Here is a 23,721-nt window from a genome sequence, read left to right on the forward strand (position 1 = left end):
ATATTTTAAATCCCTTTTAATATAATATATCTTACATCAAAAATGTTATCCTAACTTAAACCATGATTAAGCAGCTTTAAATAATAACATTTTTAATTGCATTCAAAAACGACACTACCAATTATTAAACTACATCTAAAACATAAATAAAAAAGTATACTGTAATCAGAAAAAATCCAACAAAAACAATCAATTAATAAACCAAATACATAAACCCCATCAATAAATTAATGGCCTCTTTACGACCTACCTCTTTATTTACGAAAGCTTAATTTGCACATTCACCGTTTTCTGGCTATATCATTTTTATATCCTCAAAACCAAATCCTCTATTAATTACAGGGTTTTATAAGGCACAAAATACGCATAGCAAACATTCTGACTCGTAAGTCATTACATTCGCTCTGATGTTGCCACTCTGAATCCTGGCGGGCATCGTTCGCTCTAAAAAAGACGGTGAGTGCTGTTTAAAAAACAGTAACTCCGCCGGGGGCGCCCTTTACCTTCTCCAGAGATGGCTCGTCTTGCTCGTCGTTCACGATAACTCTGCTGGAGTAATACCTAAATGAGCCAAATCTCTGTTATATCAAAACTCACTGGCGTTGAAACGACTACGGAAGGCACACAGGTTACGCTGAGCCATTCCTCTATCGTTGAGCTTCATGTAGAGCGAGCCGATGTCTCCCACTTCGCGCGAAGTGGTAACGATCTGGTGGTGACACTGCACTCAGGGGAAGTGATCACCCTTAAAAATTTCTATGTCACCGACGCACAGGGCGTGAGCCAGCTGGTGCTCCAGGAGAGTGACGGTGCGTTATGGTGGATTGAAGATCCCACCGGAGCCGCCACGTACGAATCCATAGCGTCCACGGACGCCTTGCTGGCCGCATCCGGGAGTGATGCAGGTGGTGCCGCCATCTGGCCGTGGGCGCTGGGCGGCATTGTCGCGGCTGGCGCCATCGCGGCGGTGGCAAGCTCCAGCGGCGGGGGCGGCGGGGATGACGATGATGGGAATAACAACAATCCTAACCCCAGTACGCCAGTCGATCCCACCAACCCGGATACAACACCGCCGAATGCACCCTCCAGCCTTCAGTTCTCGTCGGACGGTAAAAGCGTCACCGGTACCGCCGAGCCCGGCAGTACCATCACGCTGAAAGACGCGAACGGCAACGTCCTTGGCACCGGAAAAACCGGCAGTGACGGCAACTTTACCGTGTCTCTCGGCACTCCGCTGACCAACGGTGAACAGGTGACCGCCACCGCGACGGATGCGGCCGGGAATACCAGCCAGGGCACAACGATTACGGCGCCGGATCTCACCGCACCCGATGCCCCAACGATCGGCAGCGTGACGGACGATATTGATCCTCAAACGGGGTCGGTCACAAACGGCGGCAGCACCAACGATCCACGCCCGCAGCTCAGCGGCACCGCGGAGGCGGGCTCCACCGTAACCATCTATGATGGCGGAGTCGCCATTGGCACGGCGCTCGTCGCCAGCAACGGCACCTGGACATTTACCCCGTCAACCGATCTGACTGAAAGCACCCACCAGATTACCGTGCGGGCAACCGACGCCGCCGGCAACCTCGGACCGGCCTCACCGGTATTTACCCTCACCGTGGATCTTACCCCGCCGACCACGCCAACCGCGATTGTGCTCACCGACGACACGGGTGCGATCAGAGGGACCATAACCGCAGGCACGCCTACCGATGCGTCAAAGCCGATCCTGGCGGGAACGGGCGAGCCCGGTGGCACAATCACTATCTACGATAACGGCGTCGCGGTTGGAACCACAACGGTGCTGCCGAACGGCACCTGGAGCGTCACGCCAGACGGCCCGCTCGCGGACGGAACGCACACGATAACCGTCGTTGAAACCGATGCAGCCGGAAACCAGAGCGCGCCATCAGAGCCGATCATCTTCACCGTGGACACCACGCCGCCGCTGGCCCCCGGCGACCTCGTCGTATCGAATGATGGCGGCACCATCACCGGCACCGCGGAGCCTGGCAGCACGGTAACCATCCGTGAAGGCGACGCTATCCTTGGCACCCCTGTGGCCGACAGCGAGGGCAACTTTAGCCTGACGCTGACCCCGCCTAAGCTCAACGGCGAAATCCTGACCGCAGACGCCACCGACGCTGCGGGCAACACGGGGCCAGCAACCTCCGCAGCGGCGCCGGATATCACCCCACCGCAGGCCCCGGTTATCGTGTCGGTGATTGACGACGTGCTGAACACAACCGGTCCCGTGGACCAGAATGGGCTGACCAACGACCGGGCGCCGACCCTGAACGGCACGGGCGAACCCGGTTCGACCATCACGATTTTCAACGGCAGCGATATCATCGGCACGGTGGCCGTCCCCTCATCTGGCCTGTGGAGCTTTACGCCGCCCTCACCGCTGGCCGATGGCACGTATGTGCTGACGGCAACGGCGACGGATGCCGCCGGTAACCCGAGCGGACAATCGAACGCGTGGACCATTATCGTCGACGGGACGGCGCCAGCCGCCCCGGTGATTACGCAGGTCGTTGACGATGTGCCTGAACGAACCGGCTCGCTCGACCTCAATGAGACCACCAATGATTCAACCCCGACGCTCAGCGGTACCGCCGCGGCCAACGCCACGGTCACCATCCGCGTGGATGGGGTTGATATTGGAACCACCGTCGCCGATGGCCTCGGCGCGTGGAGCTTTACTCCGGACACCCCGATCGCTGAGGGTCAACATACCCTGACCGCCGTCGCAACTGACGCGGCGGGCAACATTAGCGACGTATCCAACAGCTGGGGCATCATCATTGACAGCGTTGCCCCGGATGCGCCGGTCATTACCCAGGTGGTGGATGACGTGCCAGAGCGCCTCGGCGCGCTCAACTCTGGCGACAGCACCAATGACACCACACCGACGCTCAACGGCACCGCGGAGCCGGGCTCAACCGTCACCATCCGCCAGGACGGCGTCGATCTCACTACCATTGTGATCGACAGCAGCGGCACGTGGACCTATACCCCAACCACACCGCTTGTTAACGGCACCTATATCTTTACCGCTGTCACCACCGATGGAGCGGGTAATACCAGCCAGCCGTCAGGCGGCTTCACCCTGACCGTCGATACCACACCGCCAGCGGCGGCCACCATCGCCACCGTAACCGATGACGTCGGCGGCGTTAACGGGCCGCTTACCAGCGGCGATACCACCGACGACACCACGCCGACCCTGAGCGGCACCGCGCCGGCAGATGCGGTGATTACCGTCTATGACGGTACCACCCTGCTCGGCACCGCGACCCTCGACGGCAGCGGCGGCTGGAGCTTTACCCCCGTTATCCCGCTCACCGACGGCCCGCATACGCTGACGGTGCATGCCACGGATGCCGCGGGCAATACCACCATCTCAACGCCGTTTGAACTGACGGTAGATACCGTTCCGCCAGCCACGCCGGAGATCCCGGCAATCACCGTCAATCCTGACGGCACAGAAACGCCGCTGAACCCGGGAGAAACCACCCGCGACACCACGCCGACCCTGAGCGGCACCGGCAATCCGGGCGATACCGTGACCATCTACAACGGTGGGGTCAAGCTTGATGATGTGCTCGTGGACGGCACCGGCAACTGGACCTGGACGCCAGCTACCCCGCTGCCTAACGGCACCTATGACATTACCCTGACCGTCACCAATATGGACGGCACGGGCAACGAAAGCGCCCCGTCGCAGCCGGTCACCATCACCATTGATACCGATGCGCCAACAGCACCAGCAGCACCGGTGATTACCGACAGCGTCAGCCAGATAACCGGCCCCGTTCCCGATGGCGGAACCACCAACGATCCGCGCCCGGTCCTGAGCGGCACCGGTACGGCGAATGACGTTATCAACATCACTGATACCGTTAACGGCACACCGACCATCGTGGGCACCGTGACGGTTGACAGTAACGGCAACTGGAGCTGGCGTCCTGACAGTAATATTGGGGAAGGCAGCCACGTCTATACCGCCACCGCCACCGATGAGGCGGGCAACGTCTCTGACCCGTCGCCAGCGATTACGATTACCGTGGATACCGTAGCACCGGATGTTCCGGTATTTGACGCCGTCGGGGGCCAGCCGAATGGGGGCTTAATCACCGATGCGACGCCAACCGTCGGAGGTACCGGCACGACTGGCGACACGGTCATCGTTTACAACAACGGCGTTGAGGTAGGACGTGTCGATGTCGTTAACGGAGAATGGAGCTTTGTCCTGCCACCACAGCAGGACGGCCTGCTGAACATCACCGTTGCGGGAGTCGATGCCGCGGGTAACGTCAGCGCGCCGAGCCAGGTCGTTTCCGTCACGCTCGATACCCTTGCGCCTGAAGTCCCGGCCATTACCGAGGTTGAGGGCAGCCAGCTGTCTAATAACCTGCTTTATACGAATGACGGCACGCCGACTCTGACCGGGACCGGCGAGCCCGGCGCCACCGTTATCGTCTCCATCGACGGTACCCCGTCAGGAGCACCGGTAACGATACAGTCGGACGGCAGCTGGAGCTGGACCGCAGGCACTACGCTACCGGATGGCCAGTATGCCTTCACCGTCTCTTCCAGCGATCCGGCGGGTAATATTTCAGGGAGTTCCGAGCCGGTGAGCGTGACGGTAGATACCGTTGCCCCGGCAGATCCGGGCAACATGGGCCTGCCAGATGAAGGGACACCGCTGACCGGTACCGGCGAAGAGGGAAGCACCATTACCGTGAAAGACAGCGATGGCACGGTCATTGGTACCGGCGTTGTCGGCAGCGACGGCAGCTTCTCCATTGCGCTGAGCCCGGCGCAGCTGGATCCAACCACGCTGACCGTGACCGCCACGGACGCCGCAGGAAATGCCAGCGCTGACGTGCCTTTTATCGTCACCGACTCGCCGCTTGAGCTGCCGCAGGTTCCCGTTATTACTGCCATCGTCGATGACGTGGACCCGGTCACCGGCGATGTGAAAGGCAAAACCACCAACGACACCACGCCAACGCTTACCGGTACGGCCGAAGCGGGCAGCGTGATTACTATCTATCAGGACGGTAGCACGACGCCATTAACAACGGTGACCGCCGACGGCAGCGGCAACTGGAGCTATACGCCGGCCGCGCTTGGCGAGGGGCTGCACACCTTTGAGGTGACCGCGACCCTCAACGGTGCCACCAGCGGCCGCTCTCCGGCGGCCAGCGTAACCGTCGATCTGACCGCGCCGGGCACGCCAACTATTGGCTCGGTCATTGATGACGTGGGTCCTGTCACCGGTCCGCTGACCAGCGGCCAGACCACCAACGACAGCCAGCCAACCCTCACCGGCACTGGCGCGGTGGGTGATACCATCTCCATCTACAACAACGGCGTGCTGCTGGACAGCGTGGTGGTTGGTAATACCGGCACCTGGAGCTACACCACGCCCGCCCTGCCAGAAGGCAGTAACGTTCTGACCATCCGCGAGACCGATCCGGCGGGAAATCAGAGCGGTCCTTCGGCGGACTTCACCATCGTGGTAGATTCCATTTCCACCACGCCGGTCATCACCAGCGTAACGGATAATGTGGGCAATACCGCCACCCCGGTAGCGAGCGGCAGCGAAACGAACGACGCCACGCCAACCCTTTCGGGGACAGCGGACGCAAACAGCATCGTGACCATTTTCGATGGCGCTACCCAGATTGCCGTGGTTACGGCTGATGGCACCGGCGCGTGGAGCTTTACGCCAGAGACCGCGCTTGTCGAAGGGCCACACGCGTTCACGGTTCAGGCAACCGATCCGCAGGGTAACCTGAGCCTGCTCTCCGACCCGTGGAGCGTGGTGGTTGACCTCACGGCGCCGACGGTTCCAACGCTGGATACGGTAAGTGATAACGTCCCTGGCGGCGTTACGGGCAACCTCACCAGCGGGCAGGCGACCAACGACAATACCCCAACGATTAGCGGCACCGGACAGGCAGGCAGCACCATCTACATCATGAATAACGGTACGCAGTTGGGTACGACGACCGTCGACGTAAACGGTAACTGGTCCTTCACCCCGACCACGCCGCTGGACGACGGCAGCTACTCCCTGCGCGCGTACGCAACGGATGCCGCGGGCAACGCCTCGGCGAACTCGTCGGTCTTCGCCTTCACCGTCGATACCGCAGGCCCCGGCGTGCCGGTGGTGACCAGCGTGATTGACGATGTCGCACCGATCACGGGGACGCTCACGTCGGGTAACAGCACTAACGACGCGCGTCCGACCTTCAACGGTACGGGCGACGTGGGTTCTACGGTGCACGTGATTGTTGATGGCAACGAAATTGGCACCGCCGTGGTCAATGCCCAGGGAAGCTGGACCTTCACGCCGGGTACCGATCTGATCGACGGACCGCATGCCATTACCTTCAACGCCACCGACGCGGCCGGCAACGTGGGTACTGCAACGGCACCGTTTAACCTGACGGTGGATACGGGCGTGCCGTCTGCGCCGGTCATTTCAGCCGCGGCAGATAACGTGGGCAGTATTCAAACCCCGCTCACTTCCGGGCAAAGCACCGACGACACCACGCCAACGCTGAGCGGCACCGCGACGGCCAACGCCACGGTCACTATCTATGAAAACGGGCAGCCTGTCGGCACCGCGCTGGCTGACGGTACCGGTGCATGGAGCTTTACGCCGTCCACGCCACTGGCGGCTGGCAGCCACACCTGGACCGCCACGGTCACCGATGCCGCAGGGAACATCAGCCCCGCCTCGCCAGGCTTTACGCTGGTTGTCGATAGCACGGCACCCACCGCGCCGGTTATCAGCCAGGCGATTGACGATGTGGGGAGCATTACCGGGCCAATCACGTCCGGGCAGACGACCGACGACACCGTACCGCGGCTGGTCGGAACCAGCGAACCGTTTGCCACCGTGAATATCTATGAGGGAACCACGCTGGTCGGGACGGGCACCGCAGACGGCAGCGGCAGCTGGAGTATCTTACTCAATACCACGCTGACAGAGGGGGCGCACAGCTTCACCGCGCAGGCTACGGATGCCGCAGGCAACACCAGCGCGTCGTCCGCAAGCTTCAGTCTGACGATTGACACCACGCCGCCAGCGCTGCCGGTGCTCACCAGCATTCTGGATGACGTCGGCAATGCGGCAACGCCAGTCGCGAACGGAGGAATAACCAACGACGCGCAGCCAACCCTCAGCGGTACGGCGGAAGCGGGTTCTACGGTGAAAATCTTCGATAACGGCGTGCAGATCGGCAGCGTGATCGCCACCGGCGGGGCGTGGAGCTATACGCCTTCTCCGGCGCTGGGCAACGGCCCGCACACGTTGACCTTTACCGCCACCGATGCGACGGGCAATGCCAGCGCGCCAACCGCCGGGTACACGATTAACGTCGATACCCTTGCTCCGGCAGCGCCGGTCATCAGCTCGGTAATTGATGATGTCGGTAGCGTCATCGGTCCGGTAACCGGTACCAACCCGACCAACGACACGCGTCCGGCCCTGAGCGGGACCGCCGAAGCGAATGCAACGGTACGGATCTACGATGGCATCACGCTGGTGGGCACCGTCACCGCCGACGGCAATGGCAACTGGACGCTGCCGGAAACCACCACGCTGACGCAGGGCACCCACAACTTCACCGCCACGGCCACCGATGCCGCAGGCAACACCAGCCCGGCATCGGCCGTGACGACGATTATCGTCGATCTGACCGCGCCAACGGCACCAACCGGAACCTTCAACGCCGACGGTAGCGTATTAACCGGCAATGCTGAAGCAGGCAGTACCGTCACCATCCGTCTCGCGGACGGCTCAACGGTCACGACCACAGCGGGCAGCAACGGCACGTACAGCTACACCTTCGTTAACAAACAGACTGAAGGCCAGACGCTGCAAATCACCTCCACCGACGCGGCGGGCAATATCTCACAGCCCGGCTCGGCGCTCGCGCCGGTGGTGCCGCTCTCCGCCAGCAATAATGTCGAAGAGCTGGATCTCAGCACCACGGCCACCGTCACCAACAGCCAGTACAGCGACTACGGCTTCCTGCTGGTCGGCGCCGTGGGCAACGTCCTGACGCTGCTCGGTAATGACACCGCTCAGGTCAACTTCACCGTGGGCAGCGGCGGCAGCGCGGATATCGTCGTGAACGCCAACGCCACGGGGGCCGTGCTCTCTCTGCTCAACACCCTTGAGCTGGTGGTTCAGCGCTTTGACACCGTTAACAACACCTGGACTACCGTAGTCGATACCGGACAGCCGCAGTTTGCTGACCTGCTGACCCTCGGCGCAACCGGCGTATCGCTGAACCTGACCGGGCTGGCAGACGGCAACTACCGCGTGCTGAGCTATAACACCAACCTGCTGGCAACCGGCTCCTACACCAGCCTCGACGTGGCGGTGAAAGAGACCGGGCCGGGCACCGTTACGGGCGACACCAGCCTCGGCGGTAACGTGATCACCGACGTTGACCCAACCGCAGGCAGCGACAACGCTCCGGCAGGGGCAACGGTCACGGCCGTCACTAACGCCCAGGGTGTCACCACCAGCGTCACTGCCGACGGCACGGTGATCCAGGGCCAGTACGGTACGCTGACCATTAACCGCGACGGCAGTTACACCTACGATCTGACCAACACCAGCGCATCGGTGATTGGCCGGACGGAGAGCTTCAGCTACACCATCACGCATAACGGCGTCAGCGCGTCGGCGAATCTGGTGCTGTCGCTGGGCACCGGTACCGCCACCAGCGGTATTGTCGCGGTTGACGATACGAACTCGCTGACCTTCGATACCACCGTCAACGCGATTGACAACGGTACGTCGTCCCAGGGCGGCTTTACCCTGGTGGGAATCAATCTCGGCAACACGCTGGGGCTGAACCTGCTGGACGATATGACCAATCCCATCATCTATAACGTGGAGGAAGGCACTACCCGCACCATGACCATCCAGGCCTCCGTGGGCGGCGTGGCGCTGGCGTCGGTGTTTGATCTTTACGTCTATAAGTTCAACAACGCGACCCAGACCTTCGAGCAGATGCGCGTTGAACCAGGCTGGCTGCGCGCGCCGCTGTTGGGCGGCACCTCGCCTCAGCTGACGCTGCAGCTGCCGGCCGGTGAGTACCTGTTCCTGCTGAATACGGCTGCGGGGATCACCGCCCTGACGGCCTACACGCTGAACGTGCTGCAGGATCATGTCTACAGCGTGGCGAGCGTCAGCGCGAGCACTACCGGGGACGTTCTGTCGGATGATATTGCGCCAGTCGGCACGCTGGTGACGGAAGTTAACGGCGTAGCGGTGAACAGCAGCGGTCTGACGAACATTACCGGCGAGTACGGTACGCTGAGCATCAACGCGGCCGGGGAGTACACCTACACCCTGAATAGCGGCGTCGGCGTTGACCACATCAGCACCCCGGATACCTTCGTCTACACCATTACCGCGCCGGACGGCACGAAAGACACGGCTTCGCTCAACATCACCCCAACCGCGCAGCCGATGAATGCGGTGAATGATGTCAGCACCGCGATGGACGTGACGTCGGTACACCACACCGCCGCGTACTCGGATACAACCGTCGGGTCGGCGAGCTGGAACGCCGCGCTGCTCGCTTCAACCCAGGGCTCCGGCTCCGGCACCTTCGTGGTGGATGCCAATACCGCGCTGCACAACGTGGTGCTGTCGTTTAACGTCGCCTCGTTGCTGACGCTTACAGGGTTGACGGTTGACTGGACGCTGACCAACGGCGCCACCACCGTCAGAACCGGCTCGTTCAACGGCGGGCTGCTGCTGGGCGGCACGGCAACGGTCAACCTGACGGGTCTCGACCTGGAGGCGGGGACCTACACCCTGAGCTATACCGGCAGAATGGGGCCGCTGGGAGTAGGAAATATCACCATCACCCCAAGCGTCACCGGCACAAGCTACTCGCTGTCGCAGTTCGACGCCACGGGCACCCACACCGTTGACGGCAACATTTTCGACGGCACCGGTTCCGCAGGGACGATGGACCAGCTGCACTCGGTGGATACCCGCGTGAGCATTACCGGCTACGACGGCGTTACCACTACGCTGGATCCCTACACCGGCAGCACGCAGTCGAGCATCACGGGTCACTACGGCACGCTGGCGATTGCCGCAGACGGCAGTTACACCTATACGCTCAACCCGGGGATATCGCTCTCTACCATTACCACGAAGGAGGTCTTTAACTACACCCTGACCGATGCCAACGGCACCACGGACACCGCGTCGCTGACCATCAACATGGCGCCGAAATTTATCAGTTCGGAGCATAACGATGTGATTAGCGGTACGGCCTACGGCGACACCCTGATTTATCAGGTGCTGAACAGCACGGCGGGCAACGCGACGGGGGGCAACATCACCAGCGCCGGCGGCGACCACTGGACGAACTTCTCCCTGGCGCAGGGAGACAAGATCGACATTGGCGATCTGCTGGTGGGCTGGGACGGGAATACCGCTTCGTTGGGGAATTATATCCATGTCACACAAAGCGGTAGCAACACTGTGATCTCCATCGACCGTGACGGTGCAGGGAGCACCTACACTAATACTGCACTCGTTACGCTTGATAACGTGCAGACCACGTACGACGAGCTTGTGAACCAGCAACACATCATTACCTGATAACACCTGCAGGACATGACCCGGGCGCATAGCGCCCGGGCATAAATAATAAAGCTGTACTTTTTTATTAGGGACAAGACATGGGAATAAAGATGCCTTACTGGTGGCTCTCGTGCTGCCTGATATCTGTACCCGCCATCGCGGCAAACCCGGCGGCAACCATCAATACCGGACAGCTCCGCGAAACGCAGGAACTCCCCTCACTGAATGGCCGCGTCGCCCCGGTGGCAGGCAAAGCCGCTCCCGGTTCACTACAGCTTGGCGAGGCCGTTAATCGCGCCGTCACCTGGCACCCGGCGATCGCTGAAGCCGTGGGCAAACTCTACGAACAGAACGAAGAGGTCGACGTCGCCAAATCGAAATACTATCCGCAAATCAACGCCGGCATGGACAACGGGTATTCCCACGACGGCGACCAGAACGGCTTTACGCCGTCGCTGGTGCTCTCTCTTTCACAGATGCTCTACGACTTCGGCAAAGTGGCAAGCCAGGTGCGGGCCGAAAACGCCGGGGTCGCCCAGCAGCAGGCCAACGTGCTGGTCAGTATCGACACCATCGCCCACGATACCGCTATCGCCATGGTGCAGGTGCAAACCTGGCAGCAGATGGTCGACACCGCCAAAGAGCAGCTTGACGCCCTCTCATCAATAGGCACCCTGACCCGCCAGCGTAACGACGAAGGGGCCACCTCGCTCTCTGACGTGGTGCAGACCGACGCGCGCATTGAAGGGGCACGCGCCCAGCTGATGCAGTATCAGGCCAGCCTCGACAGCGCCCGCGCCACGCTGATGAGCTTTCTCGGCTGGAACAGCCTGAACGATATCAGCAATGACTTTCCGCAGAAGCTGGCCCGCAGTTGCGATATCGCCGAGCCGGACGATCGTCTGGTGCCTGCGGTCCTCGCCGCCTGGGCACAGGCGAACGTCGCTCAGGCTAACCTTGACTACGCCGACGCGCAGATGACGCCAACCGTCTCGCTGGAGCCGGAAGTCCGTCACTACCTGAACGATCGCTACGCGGGTAACGAAACGCGGGACCGCACCCAATATTCCGCCTGGGTGAAAGTCCAGATGCCGCTCTATCAGGGCGGCGGACTCACCGCCCGACGCAACGCCGCCGGTCACGCGGTGGAAGCGGCGCAGTCGACCATCCAGCGCACGCGCCTCGATGTCCGCCAGAAGCTGCTGGAGGCCCGCAGCCAGGTCATGAGCCTGCAAAGCACGCTGCAAATTCAGGGCCGCCAGGAGGCGCTCAGCGCCCGCACCCGCGAGCTCTACCAGCAGCAGTATCTCGATCTCGGCTCGCGCCCGCTGCTGGACGTGCTCAACGCCGAGCAGGAGGTCTATCAGGCGCGCTTTACCCAGCAGCAGACCCTCGGTCAGCTGCATCAGCTGCAGCTCAACTGCCTCTATAACACCGGGCAATTGCGTCATGCGTTCGATCTTGATAACCGCACCATCCAGACCGTGGAGATCCAGCCATGAAGCAACGCGACATCCCGCAGGGGGAAACGATGACGGATGAGGCGCTGGAGCAGTGGGCTCAGGCGTTTGGCTTTGTCGCCACGCGCTACCGCGTTGCCTGTTCGCCAGGCTCGCTCGTCGCGGGCGCGCCGTGGCTGAAAGGCAAACCGATGGTGCCCGCGCTGACTCAGCTTGCCCGTGAAGCCGGGCTGACGTTCCAGCTGCTGACGGCCGATCAGCAGTCGATCAACAGCTGGCGTCTGCCGGTGGTGGTGGCGCTGAACGACGGAAAAATCGGCGTGATCGAGAATTTCGACGGAGACGATACGCTCGAGGTCAGCTTTTTCGACGACAAGACATACACCAACCGCCTGTCGATGAGCGCAATGCTGCCCGCCATCCGCCACGTTATCGCCCTGCGTCCGCTGGCCGCGCTGAAAGACAGCCGCGTGGACGCCTACATCTCAAAGTACCGTCCGGACTGGCTCTACCGGCTGGTGATGCGCGACCTGCGTCCCTACAGCTGGGTGATGCTGGCGGCGCTGTTTATCAATGTGCTCTCCCTTTCCGGCATTGTCTTTTCCATGCAGGTGTATGACCGGGTGATCCCCGCCCAGTCCTACCCGACGCTCTACGTGCTGACCATCGGGGTGCTGATCGCCACCCTGTTTGGCTTTGTGCTGCGCGTCGCGCGCGGGCACATTATGGATCTGCTGGGCAAACGCTCGGATCTGCGCGTCTCGGATCGCGTGTTCGGCCACGCGTTACGGCTGCGCCACAGCGCCATTCCGCGCTCCACCGGCAGCTTTATCTCCCAGCTGCGCGAGCTGGAGCAGATCCGCGAGATGGTCACCTCCTCCACCATCTCGACGATTGTCGATCTGCCCTTCTTCTTCCTGTTTGTGGTGGTGCTGGCGATCATCGCCCCGCAGCTGGCGTGGATCGCCCCGGTAGCGGCGGTAATCATGGTCCTGCCGGGCCTGCTGCTGCAAAAGAAGCTGGCGGAGCTGGCGAAGCAGTCGGCGCATGAATCCACCCTGCGCAACGCGGTGCTGGTGGAGAGCGTGCAGGGGCTGGAGGACATCAAGCTGATGCAGGCGGAGAACCGCTTTTTGCAGCAGTGGAACAGCTATATCCAGATAACCGCGGAATCCGGCCTACGCACCCGCGAGCTGACCCAGAACCTGATCAGCTGGGGGATGACCGTCCAGAGCCTGGTTTACGCCGCCGTGATCGTGGTTGGCGCGCCGATGGTGATTGACGGCACGCTGACCACCGGCTCGGTGGTGGCCGCCTCAATGCTGGCCTCGCGGATGATCGCCCCGATGGCGACGCTGTGCGGCGTGCTCGCCCGCTGGCAGCAGGTTAAGGCCGCCAAAGAGGGGCTGGACAGCATTATGCAGCTTCCTACTGAAAATCAGCGTGAAGAGACGCCGATCCGCCAGGACGTACTGCGCGGACACTATCTTTTCGAGCAGGCGCAGTTCCGCTATCAGCCGGAAGATCCGCGCATGGCGCTGCGCATTAACCGTCTGGAGATCAGGCCGGGCGAGAAAGTGGCGATCCTCGGGCGTAACGGCGCGGGCAAATCCACTCTCCTGCAGGCGATGGCGGGCGGCATGGATCTGGCGGCCGGCGAGTTGCGGCTCGACAACCTCAGCCTGCCGCATCTGGACGTGGCCGACGTGCGGCGAAACGTCGGCTTTATGACCCAGAACGCGCGGCTGTTTTACGGCACCCTGCGCGAGAACATCACCCTCGGCATGCCGCGCGCCACCGACGAAGAGATCTTCGAGGTGCTGGAGATGTGCGGCGCGGCCAGCTTTGTGCAGAAGCTGCCGAAGGGGCTGGACTACCCGATTATGGAGAACGGCGTCGGGCTGTCCGGCGGGCAGCGGCAGTCCATTCTGCTGGCGCGGATGCTGCTGCGCGATCCGAATATCGTACTGATGGACGAGCCGACCGCCTCCCTTGATGAACACACCGAGCGGGAATTTATCCAGCGCCTGGGGGCGTGGCTCGGCAACCGGACGCTGGTTGTCGCCACCCACCGCGTGCCGGTGCTGGAGCTGGTGGAGCGCGTGGTCGTGCTGAAAGATGGGATGCTGGTCATGGACGCGCCAAAAGCGCAGGCGCTGAACAACAGCCGAATGCAGCAACAGCAGCAGGCAGCAACCGGACGGGAGTGGAAAAATGAAAATCAGTCAGCGTGACGTAGCCGCGATGGACGATCTGGATAATGCGCTCGACTCCGAAAGCGGCTATACCGGCGCGCGGCGGATTGTGATCTTTTCGCTGCTGATGTTTGTGGCGCTGGGCGTCTGGGCGTGGTTTGGGATGCTGGATGAAGTCTCAACGGGAACCGGAAAAGTGATCCCCAGCTCGCGCGAGCAGGTGCTGCAGTCGCTGGACGGGGGGATCCTCACCGAGCTGAACGTTCACGAAGGCGATCAGGTGCAGGCCGGACAGGTGCTGGCGCGGCTGGATCCAACGCGTTCTGAATCGAACGTCGGCGAAAGCGCGGCGCGCTACCGCGCGTCGCTGGCCTCCAGCGCCCGTCTGTACGCCGAGGTGAACGATCTGCCGCTGAAGTTCCCGCCTTCGCTGGAGAAATGGACCGAACTGACCGCCGCCGAAACGCGGCTCTACAATTCGCGCCGCTCGCAGCTTGAGGACACGCAGCGTGAACTGCGTTCAGCGTTAGATCTCGCAAACAAAGAGCTGGCGATCACCCAGCGGCTGGTAAAAACCGGCGCCGCCAGCCACGTGGAAGTGCTCCGCCTGCAGCGGCAGAAAAGCGACCTGGAGCTGAAGCTCACCGACGTGCGTTCCCAGTATTACGTTCAGGCGCGCGAGGCGCTATCCAAGGCCAACGCCGAGGTGGATATGGTCTCGGCGATCCTCAAAGGCCGCGAGGATTCCGTCACCCGCCTGACGGTAAAATCCCCGGTGCGCGGGATCGTGAAAAACATCAAAGTCACCACCATCGGCGGCGTGATCCCGCCCAACGGCGAACTGATGGAGATTGTGCCGGTGGACGATCATCTGCTGATTGAAACCCGCCTCTCGCCGCGCGATATCGCCTTTATCCACCCGAACCAGGAGGCGCTGGTGAAGATCACCGCCTACGATTACGCCATCTACGGCGGGCTGCACGGGGTGGTGGAGACTATATCCCCGGACACTATCCAGGACGAGGCCAAGCCGGAGGTGTTCTACTACCGCGTGTTTATCCGCACCAGCCAGGATTACCTGGTGAATAAGGCGGGCAGGCATTTCTCGATCGTGCCGGGGATGATTGCCACAGTGGACATCAAGACCGGAGAGAAAACGGTACTGGATTATCTGATCAAGCCGTTTAACCGGGCGAAGGAGGCGCTGAGGGAGCGATAGACTTCGCCGGGCGGCGGCTACGATCTTCCCCTTCACCCTCTCCCCAAAGGGGCGAGGGGATGATTCGCTGCTCGCATTAATTTGTGGGGATTCTTCAGCCCTGTGGGAGAGGGCTGGAGTGAGGGCATCATGCCGCACCCACACCACAATCCCCCTTTTCTGGAATCCGCCTCGAAGAAACCGCTTTTAATGACGCCTTCCGCTTTCCTTCAGCCTGCATCAGGGTAACATAGCCGCCAATCGAAACGCACTTGCGCACTGTGCAAGAGTGCATTACTATCCACATAGCTTCATGGAGTGGAGCTCATAAGCGCTATGATTAATCATTTTCGTGATCAATGGCTTAAGGATTTTTTTCTGTACGGGAAATCAAGCAATGTTATCCCTTCAAGCCTTGAATCAGCCTTAGCGAGGAAGCTGGATATGATCAACGCTGCCACCTCGCACCGGGAGCTGAGATCCCCGCCAGCGTTAATAATAATCGTAAACTGACGGCCGATATGGCAATCAGACTGGCCAAGGCGTTTGATACCACTATTGAATTCTGGTTGAACCTGCAGCTAAACGTCGACGTCTGGGAAGCGCAAACCAATTCCCGGACTCAGGAGGAGTTGAGCCGTATAAAAACGATTGCAGAAATCATGGCAAAAAGGAAATCAGGCCAGCCGGATGTGGCCTGAATCAAACCGGCTCTACAGCGCCACCTTTAATCCCCCACTGTCCCGGCGTTTTACCGGTCCACATTCTGAAAACCTCAATAAATGCGCTGACGCTGCTGTAGCCGCTGGACAGCGCAATCCATCCCACCGGCTTCCCCGCCGCCAGCCACTCCATTGCCTGCATGACGCGCGCCAGCTGCCGCCAGTTGACGAAGTTCATTCCCGTCTGGGCGCTAAATCGACGGTTAAACGTACGCACGCTCATCCCGGCATGGCTGGCATGGCTCTTGACCGTTTGATTATCATCGACACACTGCAGCAAGTGGCTGACCACGTTCTTCAGACGCGGATCCGTCGGTACGGGCAGATAAAAGCGCACCTGAGGCGTCAGGGCAAGCTCATCCAGCAGCAGGGTGAGCTTTCGCGGATCGTACTCGTTTTCTGCAACGCTTAAGCGGGAAAACAGTGCATGAGTGAGATCGTCGGGCTCGAACAGCGCGGGGACATCGGGAAGCATTGCACAGCACGCAGGGTCAAGATAGATAGCGCAGCCTTCTATCGCGCTTTCAGAAAAGGCGGCGTGCTGCTGGCCCGGCGGGATCCAGCCAATATGGTTTGCCGGTACAACCGAACGCCCCTGTTGGGTCTCAATCACCAGCAGCCCCGTTGCAATACGCCAGAGCTGTCCGGTGGGATGGCTGTGCCACGCGGTGCGGTAACCGCCGGGATGACGGAGCGTCTCTGTACCGATCATCTTATCCTGGCCGAAAATCGTTATTCATCGACGTATTACAGAAACTGCGCCGTCGACTGTCAAGGATAATGGTGGCTCAACTACACAAGGAGCCAACATGAGCCTCATCACAACCCTGATAGCCCAGCCTGACAATACCCTACAGCGCGAAAAAATGGCGTGCCTGTTAAGCCGCTTGTTCAAAGGCGAATTAGATCCCGCAGAGGTGTTCACGCCCGATTACCAGCAGTACACGGATGGTCACGCGCTTGATTATCGGGGTTTTGTGCAGCACCTGAACCACGTCCGCTCGCAGATCCGCGCGATCGCATTCAGGGTAGAAGAGCTGGCCTGTCACGAGAATCTTTTAGCAGACCGGCACTGGGCTACGGTGACGTATCCAGATGGTCGCCAGGCGGAATTAGAGGTGTATATGTTTGCCGCACTGCGCGAGGGGAAAATCTGTCGTATCCATGAAGTGACGCAGACGATCGGCGGCGATGCTTCAGACCGCGCGCTCGCCCACGCCACGCAATAAGCTCACCCTGCGCGCACAACGGCAACTGCCGTTATGCGCGCTCTGTTACAGGGAGATCTTCAGGCGTCGAACCGCTTCTTTAAGCTGCTCATCCGTTGGGGTGACGAATGACATGCGCAGCGTTGTCGGGTCCGGTTCGTTGCAGTAGAAGAACTCGCCCGGTACAAACACCACGCCGTTGCTTAAGGTTTTTTCCAGCCATTTCGTCGTATTCATGCCGTTGTTCATTTTTGCCCACAGGAACATCCCGCCCTTCGGCTTGTGGAACGACATCACATCGCCCAGCTCGGCTTCCAGTTCCGTTGCAAACGTCTGGTATTTCTGGCGATAGGCCTCGCGGATCATTTTAATCTGGTTCGCCAGACGCCCGGTTTTCAGGTACTCGTAGGTCATCAGCTGGGACAGCGTGCTGGTGTGCAGATCGGTGGTTTGCTTGAGGTTTACCACCGCGCGCTTCAGCCATTCCGGCACCAGCACCCAGCCCACGCGGGTGCCCGGCGCGAGGATTTTGGAGAAGGTAGAGGTGTACACCACGTTATCCTCATTGCCGATATCTTTCGCATGGGCAATCAGCGGGCGGAACACGTCGTCGGTGTAGTTAATTTCGCTGTACGGATCGTCTTCGATAATCACGAAATCATAGCGCTTTGATAATTCCACCAGCTGTTTACGGCGCGCTTCGGAAAGCGTTACGCCGCCAGGGTTACCAAAGGTTGGAACGATATAAACCGCCTTGATGGTTTTCTTCGCCACCAACGCCTCAAGTTCATCGACCTTCATGCCGTCGCCGTCGGTGCCGACGGATTCAAAATTCGCCTGTGCCAGGCCAAAGACCTGCAGCGCGGCGAGATAGGTAGGACGTTCAACGACAACCGTATCGCCCGGATTAATTAACGCACGCGCCAGCACGTCCAGAGATTGTTGAGAGCCGGAAGTAATGACCACGTCATCGGCCTTACAGGCGATGCCGCGCCCCTCGCAGATGCGTTTAATTTCTTCGCGCAGCCCCGGTACGCCTTCCGTCAGGCCATACTGGAACGCCTCGCCAAAATTCTGTGACAACACGGCATCGGCGGCAATTTTAAGCCCTTCGCGATCGAACAGGTCCGGATTGGGAATACCGCCGCCCAGCGAAATCACGCCCGCCATTTTGCTATGTTTTAATAATTCACGGATGGCAGATGATTGCAGGCCCTGCGCGCTGCTGGCGAGTTTGTTTGCAGACATTCTTTGATTACCTTCTTTTTTTATATTGTGCCCAATCTTAGCAGAATATGCGCAATAAATTCCGTTAGCTTAGGGAGGGGACGCAAATCCTGACGCCACAGTAAATGCACCGGCCTCGGCGCGGGCGTGAACGGCTCCAGCACACGCACCAGCCTGCCGCTTGCCAGCTCTTCCGCCACCAGCACTTCCGGTTGCAGCAGCAGCCCTGCCCCGGCTCGCGCCGCCATGCGTAAGCCGTAGCCGTCGTTGCATCTTAAGATCGCATCCCGCTTCCAGCGCACCTCCCCTTCCGCACCCGGCAGCCGCCACTCGTTGCGCGCGGTCCACACCGTGTGCGACAGGCACAGATGATCCACCAGATCGGCGGGCGTCTGCGGCGTGCCGTGTCGCGCCAGATAATCCGGCGCGGCGCAGATCACCATGTTGTAGGGACACAGATATTTCGCCACCAGATCGTCATTGCGGATATCGCCAATGCGAATGGCCAGATCGACCCCCTCTTCTACCAGATCAACCATCCGGTTGGTGAGATCCAGTTCGATACGCACTTCCGGGTAGCGCTGCAAAAATGTGGCCGTCAGAGGGGCGATCGCGCAGCCGCCAAACGACGTGGGGGCGGTGACGCGCAGGGTGCCGGCGGGCGTCGCGCGCAGCCGTTCAACCGCGCTTTCGGCAATCGAGACCTGCTCCAGCACGCGCCTGGCCTCTTCGAAATAAACGCGTCCGGCGTCGGTCAGGCTCTGGCGACGGGTATTGCGCTCCAGCAGCCGTGTGCCGAGCTGAGATTCGAGCAGCGCAATATATTTCCCGACCATCACCGCCGACATCTCCAGCCGCGCCGCCGCGCCGGTGAAGCTGCCGCTCTCTACCACCGCGATAAACGTCTCCATGCCGCGAAGCTTATCCATATTCCAAACTCCTGGTTAGTAATCATCTAACTTTAGCCCAGTTTATCTGAATTTTTATTTATTAAAGAATGAGGGCTCACAACATGAGGAGTCGGATATGAAAATCGTCATTATTGGTGCCAGCGGTACGGTCGGTCGTGCCGTAACCGAAGAGTTAAGCCGTCGTCACGAGATCATCCGCGTGGGCCGCACGCGGGGCGACTACCAGGTGGATATCACCTCGCAGGCGAGCGTGCAGGCGTTGTTTGAGAAAATCGGCCCGGTGGATGCGATTGTCTCCGCCAGCGGTGGTCTCTACTTTGGCCCGCTCGCGACTATGAAGGACAGCGACTTCAACCAGGGCCTGCAGGACAAGCTGCTCGGGCAGGTGCGTCTGGCGCTGACCGGCCAGCATTATCTGAACGAAGGCGGCTCGATTACGCTGATAAGCGGGATTGTGGCGCACGAGCCGATTGCGCAGGGCGTGAATGCCACCACGGTCAATGCGGCGCTGGAAGGGTTTGTCCGCGCCGCAGCCTGCGAACTGCCGCGCGGGATCCGCATTAACCTGATTAGCCCAACGGTACTGACGGAATCCGCCGAAGCGTATGACGGGTTCTTCCCTGGCTTTGAAAGCGTTCCCGCCGCGACCGTTGCTCAGGCCTACCGCCGCAGCGTGGAAGGGGTGCAGAGCGGGCGGGTGTACAAGGTAGGTTACTGAGCCTTACGGGCGGAAATCAGCACCAGCATCGGGCGCTCCGCCTCTTCGGACAATGCAGGCCAGGCGTCAATCTGCGCCTGCGTTGGTCCCCACTCATTGACTTCACTTATCGTTAATCCCGCCTTGACCAGCGCGTTAAGCGTGGTGCCCAGCGTGCGGTGGTATTTAATCACTCCATCCGCCAGCCAGTTGCTGACGCGCTGGCTTTCGTCCTGATAATGGTTCACGCCCCAGAACCGCTCGCCGCTGTCGTCGGTCAGCCAGCCCTGACGGGTGGCGCAGGTGTAAATCGGGTGCTCCATCGAGAAGACCAGGCTGCCCCCCGGTTTTAGCGCGCGATGAACGTTGGCGAATAGCGTGTCCAGCTCCGGCAGGTAGTGTAGCGCCAGCGAACTGTAGACCAGATCGAGACTGTTTTCGCGAAGCTGAAGAGATTCCAGATCGCTACGCTGATAGTGAATCTGTACGTCATCCGTCAGTTCAGCCGCGCGGGCAAGCATTTTTTCTGAGATATCGACGCCCGTAACGTCGCTAGCGCCCAGCTCGCGCGCCGCGCGGCAGAACCAGCCGTAACCGCAGCCGAGATCGATAACCGCTTTGCCGGTTAAATCAGGCAGCATTGCCTTGAGCGCAGGCCACTCAGGCGCACCGTCCAGCCCGTGCACCGAGCGCGGAAGCTGAGCGTAGCCTTCAAAAAACGCCGGGTTGTCGTAGATGTTTTGTGCCATGACGGACTCCTTTATCGCAACAGAGGCGAGGGTAAAGCACCCCTCGCCCGTTGGCAACGTATCCGTCTGATAAATCACAGCCTGCGCCGGATTTTCTCCACCATGGCTGTGGTTGAGATCCCGTAGCGGTCATGGAGGGTGGGCAACGCGCCCGCATCAAGGAACGCGTCCGGCAGCGCGACAGTATCGAAATCCACGTTCACGCGGTTGCGCATCAACAGCGACGCGACGGCTTCGCACAACCCGCCTACGCTGCTGTGGTTTTCCGCCACGATGACCAGCCGTCCCGGCTTCGCGGCCTGCGCCAGGATCGTCTCTTCGTCCAGCGGCTTAATGGTGGGCGAGTGCAGCACCGCCACGCTGACGTTATCCTTACGCAGCTGCTTCGCCGCCTCCAGCGCACGCATGGTCATCAGGCCTGAGGCGACGATCAGGACATCGCTCCCCTCTTCCAGCAGCGCAGCTTTGCCAATCTTAAACTGGTAGTTGTACTGGTCCAGCACCACCGGCACCTTGCCGCGCAGCAGGCGCATATAGACAGGGCCATCGTGCGCTGCCATCGCCGGCACCGCCTGTTCCGTGTCGATTGCGTCACAGGGATCGATAATCGTCATGCCCGGAATACCGCGCATAATCGCAATATCTTCCGTCGCCTGGTGGCTCGGCCCGTAACCGGTGGTTAGCCCCGGCAGCGCCGCGCAGATCTTCACATTCAGGTGCTCTTCAGCAATCACCTGATGGATAAAGTCGTAGGCGCGGCGGGTAGCGAAGACGGCATAGGTTGTGGCGAAAGGAATAAAGCCCTCTTTCGCCATACCGCCCGCGGCCCCCATTAACAGCTGTTCGGCCATGCCCATCTGGAAGAAGCGTTCCGGGTAGGCCTGGGCAAAAATGTGTAGATCGGTGTACTTCGACAGATCCGCCGTCATGCCGACGATCTCCGGTCGCTGTTCCGCCAGCTTCACCAGCGCGTGTCCGAACGGTGCGGCGCGCGTCTCCTGGCCCTCTTCCGCGATAGAGGCAATCATCGCCGACGTGGTTAAACGCGGTTTTTTCTCCGTGGTCTGGCTCATTACAGCACTCCTTCAGGTTTGTTGGCATCCAGCACGGCGAGTGCCTTTTGCCACTCGTCAGCATCCACGCGAATAAAATGGTTCTTGTCACGCTTTTCGAGGAACGGCACGCCCTTGCCCATCATCGTGTCGCACAAAATGACGCGCGGCTGGTTTTCCGGGTAGCGTTTGGCGTTATCAAACGCCGTCACCAGCGCAGGAACATCGTTGCCGTTCACGCGCTGCACGTACCAGCCGAAGGAGGTCCATTTATCCTCCAGCGGCTCAAAGCCGAGGATCGCGTGCGAGTTGCCATCCGCCTGCTGGCGGTTAATGTCCACCAGCACAATCAGGTTCGACAGGCCGTGATGTGCCGCCGACATCGCCGCTTCCCAGGTTGACCCTTCGTCCAGCTCGCCGTCCGACATGGAGTTAACGACCCATGCCGCGCTCTGCTTGTGCTTCAGCCCCAGCGCCATGCCAACGCCAATGCTGAAGCCCTGCCCCAGCGAACCGCCAGAGATCTCCATACCTGGCGTGTAGGTTGCCATACCGGACATCGGCAGGCGGCTGTCGTCCGCACCGTAGGTCTCCAGCTCCTCTTCAGGAACGATCCCGGCTTCAATCAGGGCCGCATAACAGGCAATGGCGTAATGGCCGTGGGAGAGCAGAAAACGGTCACGCCCTTCCCACTCCGGCTCGCCCGGCTTAAGGTTCATTCCGTGGGTAAACGCGGTGGCCAGCACATCGGCATAGCCCAGCGCCTGCCCGATGTAGCCCTGCCCCTGCACTTCGCCCATGCGCAGCGCGTAGCGGCGAATGCGCCAGGCCGCGGCGGCAACCTGTTGAACTGTGGTATCCGTCATCGTCGTATCTCCTTAATGGATCAGCATCCCGCCGTTCACGTCGAGCGTGATACCGGTGGAGTAAGAAGAGAGGTCGCTGCCGAGGAACAGCGCGGCGCGGGCAATATCCTGCGCGTCTCCGAGGCGGTTAAGCGGAATGCCCGCCAGAATGGACGTTTTCATCTCATCGCTCAGCTTGCCTGCGGTGATGTCCGTCTGGATAAGACCCGGCGTGATGCAGTTTACCCGCACATTGTCGGGCCCCAGCTCACGCGCCATGGCTTTTGCCAGTCCCAGCACACCCGCTTTTGCAGCGCTGTAGTGTGGGCCGCCGAAGATGCCGCCGCCGCGCTGGGCCGATACCGATGAAATGCAGACGATGCTGCCCGACTTTTGCGCGCGCATAGTGGGAATAACCGCCTGGGACATTAGCAGCGTGCCGCGCAGGCTGACGTCAAGCACCGCATCGTAATTTTCGCGTTTGATATCCATCAGCTTGATCGGCTGAGTAATGCCGGCGTTATTCACCAGAATATCGATGCGCCCGTATTTCCCCAGCACCTGCTCAATGGCGGCATTAACCTGTAATTCATTGCTGACGTTCGCCGCAAGGCCCAGATGTTCGTCGCCCAGGCTCGCGGCGGCAGCCCGGCTGGCTTCAGCGTTTAAATCGATAATCACCACTTTCGCACCCTGTTCGGCATATAATTTCGCCGTAGCGAAACCCAAACCGCGTACGGAAGCCGCGCCGGTAATAACGGCGACTTTATTTTTCAGTAGCATATATTTACTCCATTCGGACAAGA

At 60.4% G+C, this 23,721-nt stretch carries 13 protein-coding genes and 2 pseudogenes; 8 read left to right on the top strand and 7 right to left on the bottom strand.

The window, feature by feature from the left end:
- The first annotated feature begins 565 nt into the window (after positions 1–565).
- The 6 genes and pseudogenes from IM295_RS01165 to IM295_RS01190 form a co-directional block, all read left to right on the top strand.
- Positions 566–10,669: a BapA/Bap/LapF family large adhesin gene (locus IM295_RS01165; RefSeq protein WP_193066102.1), complete on the top strand. Its 10,104-nt coding sequence runs from the start codon at positions 566–568 to the stop codon at positions 10,667–10,669.
- 80 nt (positions 10,670–10,749) lie between these two features.
- Positions 10,750–12,153: a TolC family outer membrane protein gene (locus tag IM295_RS01170; RefSeq protein ID WP_041908566.1), complete on the top strand. Its 1,404-nt coding sequence runs from the start codon at positions 10,750–10,752 to the stop codon at positions 12,151–12,153.
- Positions 12,150–14,345 carry a type I secretion system permease/ATPase gene (locus tag IM295_RS01175; RefSeq protein WP_193066103.1) on the top strand — a complete coding sequence of 732 codons (2,196 nt, stop codon included), beginning with the start codon at positions 12,150–12,152 and terminating at the stop codon, positions 14,343–14,345. Before IM295_RS01170 ends, IM295_RS01175 begins: the two co-directional genes overlap by 4 nt.
- Positions 14,346–14,355: 10 nt before the next feature.
- Complete coding sequence (locus IM295_RS01180) at positions 14,356–15,525, top strand: HlyD family efflux transporter periplasmic adaptor subunit (RefSeq protein WP_193066141.1); 1,170 nt, start codon at positions 14,356–14,358, stop codon at positions 15,523–15,525.
- 315 nt (positions 15,526–15,840) lie between these two features.
- Positions 15,841–15,993 (top strand): annotated as a pseudogene (locus IM295_RS01185) (type II toxin-antitoxin system RelE/ParE family toxin); the annotation flags it as partial.
- Positions 15,984–16,205 (top strand): annotated as a pseudogene (locus IM295_RS01190) (HigA family addiction module antitoxin); the annotation flags it as partial. The pseudogenes IM295_RS01185 and IM295_RS01190, both read left to right, overlap by 10 nt.
- Position 16,206: 1 nt before the next feature.
- Here IM295_RS01190 and IM295_RS01195 read toward each other — a convergent pair.
- On the bottom strand, positions 16,207–16,938 hold the full coding sequence (locus tag IM295_RS01195; protein WP_193066105.1) for a helix-turn-helix domain-containing protein: 732 nt from the start codon (positions 16,936–16,938) through the stop codon (positions 16,207–16,209).
- A gap of 97 nt (positions 16,939–17,035) precedes the next feature.
- Between IM295_RS01195 and IM295_RS01200 the strand changes: the two genes are divergently transcribed.
- Complete coding sequence (locus IM295_RS01200) at positions 17,036–17,455, top strand: nuclear transport factor 2 family protein (protein ID WP_193066106.1); 420 nt, start codon at positions 17,036–17,038, stop codon at positions 17,453–17,455.
- Positions 17,456–17,500: 45 nt separating this feature from the next.
- On the opposite strand, the gene IM295_RS01205 is transcribed toward IM295_RS01200, so the two are convergent.
- Both IM295_RS01205 and IM295_RS01210 read right to left on the bottom strand, forming a co-directional pair.
- Positions 17,501–18,682 (bottom strand): PLP-dependent aminotransferase family protein, encoded by a 1,182-nt coding sequence (locus tag IM295_RS01205; protein ID WP_047367525.1) that lies wholly within the window; start codon positions 18,680–18,682, stop codon positions 17,501–17,503.
- A 20-nt stretch (positions 18,683–18,702) separates the two neighbouring features.
- Positions 18,703–19,590, bottom strand: a complete 888-nt coding sequence (locus tag IM295_RS01210) for a LysR family transcriptional regulator (RefSeq protein WP_063437854.1) — start codon at positions 19,588–19,590, stop codon at positions 18,703–18,705.
- Positions 19,591–19,687: 97 nt separating this feature from the next.
- Between IM295_RS01210 and IM295_RS01215 the strand changes: the two genes are divergently transcribed.
- Positions 19,688–20,290 (top strand): short chain dehydrogenase, encoded by a 603-nt coding sequence (locus tag IM295_RS01215; protein ID WP_047367523.1) that lies wholly within the window; start codon positions 19,688–19,690, stop codon positions 20,288–20,290.
- Here IM295_RS01215 and IM295_RS01220 read toward each other — a convergent pair.
- The 4 genes from IM295_RS01220 to IM295_RS01235 form a co-directional block, all read right to left on the bottom strand.
- Positions 20,284–21,018: a bifunctional 2-polyprenyl-6-hydroxyphenol methylase/3-demethylubiquinol 3-O-methyltransferase UbiG gene (locus IM295_RS01220; RefSeq protein ID WP_193066107.1), complete on the bottom strand. Its 735-nt coding sequence runs from the start codon at positions 21,016–21,018 to the stop codon at positions 20,284–20,286. The genes IM295_RS01215 and IM295_RS01220 overlap by 7 nt on opposite strands.
- Positions 21,019–21,092: 74 nt before the next feature.
- Positions 21,093–22,091 carry a transketolase family protein gene (locus IM295_RS01225; protein ID WP_047364369.1) on the bottom strand — a complete coding sequence of 333 codons (999 nt, stop codon included), beginning with the start codon at positions 22,089–22,091 and terminating at the stop codon, positions 21,093–21,095.
- Positions 22,091–22,936: a transketolase gene (locus tag IM295_RS01230; RefSeq protein ID WP_193066108.1), complete on the bottom strand. Its 846-nt coding sequence runs from the start codon at positions 22,934–22,936 to the stop codon at positions 22,091–22,093. The genes IM295_RS01225 and IM295_RS01230 overlap by 1 nt, the downstream gene beginning before the upstream one ends.
- Positions 22,937–22,948: 12 nt before the next feature.
- Positions 22,949–23,698, bottom strand: coding sequence for an SDR family NAD(P)-dependent oxidoreductase (locus IM295_RS01235; RefSeq protein ID WP_003862216.1), 750 nt, complete (start codon positions 23,696–23,698; stop codon positions 22,949–22,951).
- Positions 23,699–23,721: the final 23 nt, after the last annotated feature.

Origin of the sequence: Enterobacter cloacae complex sp. P14RS, from assembly GCF_014895895.1 — a bacterium.
GTDB lineage: Bacteria > Pseudomonadota > Gammaproteobacteria > Enterobacterales > Enterobacteriaceae > Enterobacter > Enterobacter bugandensis.

What these genes read in the sequence shown, in the direction of transcription:
- IM295_RS01165 (WP_193066102.1), top strand. Translation starts at nt 566, where the DNA reads ATGAGCCAAATCTCTGTTATATCAAAACTCACTGGCGTTGAAACGACT.
- IM295_RS01170 (WP_041908566.1), top strand. Translation starts at nt 10,750, where the DNA reads ATGGGAATAAAGATGCCTTACTGGTGGCTCTCGTGCTGCCTGATATCT.
- IM295_RS01175 (WP_193066103.1), top strand. Translation starts at nt 12,150, where the DNA reads ATGAAGCAACGCGACATCCCGCAGGGGGAAACGATGACGGATGAGGCG.
- IM295_RS01180 (WP_193066141.1), top strand. Translation starts at nt 14,356, where the DNA reads ATGGACGATCTGGATAATGCGCTCGACTCCGAAAGCGGCTATACCGGC.
- IM295_RS01195 (WP_193066105.1), bottom strand. Translation starts at nt 16,938, where the DNA reads ATGATCGGTACAGAGACGCTCCGTCATCCCGGCGGTTACCGCACCGCG.
- IM295_RS01200 (WP_193066106.1), top strand. Translation starts at nt 17,036, where the DNA reads ATGAGCCTCATCACAACCCTGATAGCCCAGCCTGACAATACCCTACAG.
- IM295_RS01205 (WP_047367525.1), bottom strand. Translation starts at nt 18,682, where the DNA reads ATGTCTGCAAACAAACTCGCCAGCAGCGCGCAGGGCCTGCAATCATCT.
- IM295_RS01210 (WP_063437854.1), bottom strand. Translation starts at nt 19,590, where the DNA reads ATGGATAAGCTTCGCGGCATGGAGACGTTTATCGCGGTGGTAGAGAGC.
- IM295_RS01215 (WP_047367523.1), top strand. Translation starts at nt 19,688, where the DNA reads ATGAAAATCGTCATTATTGGTGCCAGCGGTACGGTCGGTCGTGCCGTA.
- IM295_RS01220 (WP_193066107.1), bottom strand. Translation starts at nt 21,018, where the DNA reads ATGGCACAAAACATCTACGACAACCCGGCGTTTTTTGAAGGCTACGCT.
- IM295_RS01225 (WP_047364369.1), bottom strand. Translation starts at nt 22,091, where the DNA reads ATGAGCCAGACCACGGAGAAAAAACCGCGTTTAACCACGTCGGCGATG.
- IM295_RS01230 (WP_193066108.1), bottom strand. Translation starts at nt 22,936, where the DNA reads ATGACGGATACCACAGTTCAACAGGTTGCCGCCGCGGCCTGGCGCATT.
- IM295_RS01235 (WP_003862216.1), bottom strand. Translation starts at nt 23,698, where the DNA reads ATGCTACTGAAAAATAAAGTCGCCGTTATTACCGGCGCGGCTTCCGTA.